This window comes from Microcystis sp. 0824, assembly GCF_003112475.1.
Lineage (GTDB): Bacteria > Cyanobacteriota > Cyanobacteriia > Cyanobacteriales > Microcystaceae > Microcystis > Microcystis aeruginosa_C.
Window position 1 is genome coordinate 1 of sequence record NZ_BDSM01000044.1, and the last position, 2,790, is coordinate 2,790.

At 53.5% G+C, this 2,790-nt stretch carries 1 rRNA gene; it reads right to left on the reverse strand.

The annotated features are described in order from the left end of the window. Window positions 1-10: 10 nt before the first annotated feature. Window positions 11-2,790, reverse strand: a 23S ribosomal RNA gene (locus tag N0824_RS13795); the annotation flags it as partial.

A 2,790-nucleotide genomic window follows, 5' to 3' on the forward strand; every position in this document is an offset into this window, starting at 1 on the left:
AAAGAAGAATCAGGTCAAGCCCTCGGTCGGTTAGTACTCCTCGACTGCACTCGTTACCGAGCTTCCATCTAGAGCCTATCAACGGGTAGTCTACCCGAGACCTTACTGGCTTAATGCCATGAGAGCAATCATCTGGAGGTGGGCTTCCCACTTAGATGCTTTCAGCGGTTATCCGCTCCGCACATGGCTACCCTGCGTTTACCGTTGGCACGATAACAGGTACACCAGCGGTGCGTCCTTCCCGGTCCTCTCGTACTAAGGAAGGCTCCTCGCAATGCTCTTACGCCTACACCGGATATGGACCGAACTGTCTCACGACGTTCTGAACCCAGCTCACGTACCGCTTTAATGGGCGAACAGCCCAACCCTTGGGACCGACTTCAGCCCCAGGTTGCGATGAGCCGACATCGAGGTGCCAAACCTCCCCGTCGATGTGAACTCTTGGGGGAGATCAGCCTGTTATCCCTAGAGTAACTTTTATCCGTTGAGCGACGGCCCTTCCACGCGGTGCCGTCGGATCACTAAAGCCGACTTTCGTCCCTGTTCGACTTGTGGGTCTCACAGTCAAGCTCCCTTCTGCTTTTGCACTCTATCGTCCCATTTCCAACGGGACCGAGGGAACCTTTGCGCGCCTCCGTTACCTTTTAGGAGGCGACCGCCCCAGTCAAACTGCCCACCTGAAACTGTCTCCCGCCCCGATGAGGGGTCAGGGTTAGAATTCTAGCCTCGCCAGAGTGGTATCTCACCGTTAGCTCCACTCTCCCCACGAGGAGAGTTTCAAAGCTTCCCACCTATCCTGCGCAAGCGAAGCCCGAAGCCAATTCCAGGCTACAGTAAAGCTTCATAGGGTCTTTCTGTCCAGGTGCAGGTAGTCCGTATCTTCACAGACAATCCTATTTCGCCGAGTCTCTCTCCGAGACAGTGCCCAGATCGTTACGCCTTTCGTGCGGGTCGGAACTTACCCGACAAGGAATTTCGCTACCTTAGGACCGTTATAGTTACGGCCGCCGTTCACCGGGGCTTCGGTCGTCAGCTTTAGATTACTCCTGACCAACTTCCTTAACCTTCCGGCACTGGGCAGGCGTCAGCCTCCATACTGCGTCTTACGACTTGGCGGAGACCTGTGTTTTTGGTAAACAGTCGCCTGGGCCTATTCACTGCGACCCTCTTGCGAGGGTACCCCTTCTCCCGAAGTTACGGGGTCATTTTGCCGAGTTCCTTAGAGAGAGTTATCTCGCGCCCCTTAGTATTCTCTACTTCCCCACCTGTGTCGGTTTCGGGTACAGGCAATTAATGATTAACGTGGTTCGGGCTTTTCTAGGAAGCTTGATCAACGCCACTTCCCTCCCGTGGGAGGTGGGACTCGCGTCTTAGCTCCTGGTGTTTTCTCCACCTCTCATCGCCTCGACTGCTTGCACTGGTAACCAACATCCAGCTGACGTTGACCTTCTCCGTTCTCCGGCACAATCATTAATCGGTACGGGAATGTTAACCCGTTGTCCATCGACTACGCTTTTCAGCCTCGCCTTAGGTCCTGACTGACCCTCCGCGGACGAGCCTTGCGGAGGAAACCTTGGGGTTTCGGGGTGTGGGATTCTCACCCACATTTTCGCTACTTAAGCCGACATTCTCACTTCTATAGAGTCCACAGCTGCTTGCCGCTACTGCTTCACCCCCTATAGAACGCTCCCCTACCACTACAATGTAGTCCACAGCTTCGGTAGATAACTTAGCCCCGTTCATTTTCGGCGCAGGAGCGCTTGACCAGTGAGCTATTACGCACTCTTTTAAGGATTGCTGCTTCTAGGCAAACCTCCTGGTTGTCAATGCACTCCCACCTCCTTTCTCACTTAGTTATCATTTGGGGACCTTAGCTGGTGGTCTGGGCTGTTTCCCTCTTGACGATGAAGCTTATCCCCCACCGTCTCACTGGTAGTTTTTTTAGCCGTATTCAGAGTTTGCCTCGCCTTGGTACCGGTCTCCCAGCCCGCGGCGAAACAGTGCTTTACCCCGACTAAACTTCCACTACCGCTGCGCCTCAACACATTTCGGGGAGAACCAGCTAGCTCCGAGTTCGATTGGCATTTCACCCCTAACCACAGCTCATCCGCTAATTTTTCAACATTAGTCGGTTCGGACCTCCACTTGGTTTTACCCAAGCTTCATCCTGGCCATGGTTAGATCACCCGGGTTCGGGTCTACAAATTATGACGCTTCGCCCTATTCAGACTCGCTTTCGCTGGGGCTGTGGGGTCTTCCCCCTTCACCTGCCATAACCTGTAAGTCGCCGGCTCATTCTTCAACAGGCACACGGTCAGACGTTCAATCGTCCTCCCATTGCTTGTAGGCTAACGGTTTCATGTTCTATTTCACTCCCCTTCCGGGGTTCTTTTCACCTTTCCCTCGCGGTACTGTTTCTCTATCGGTCACACGGGAATATTTAGCCTTACCTCGTGGTCGAGGCAGATTCACACGGGATTTCACGTGCCCCATGCTACTCGGGATGCAGTTAAGCTGGTTCCTTTTTCGACTACAGGACTTTCACCTTCTCTGGTGCGGTTTTCAGCCGCTTCGTCTAAATTTCCCAGTCTTTTGTCACTGTCCCACGACCCCAAGTTCCGCAGAACTTGGTTTAGGCTGTTCCCTTTTCGCTCGCCGCTACTGGGGGAATCGCTGTTGCTTTCTTTTCCTCTGGCTACTAAGATGTTTCAGTTCACCAGGTTTGCTCGCTCCACCCTATGTATTCAGGTGGTCGTGTTTAGGGTTGCCCCATTCGGATATCTTCGGATC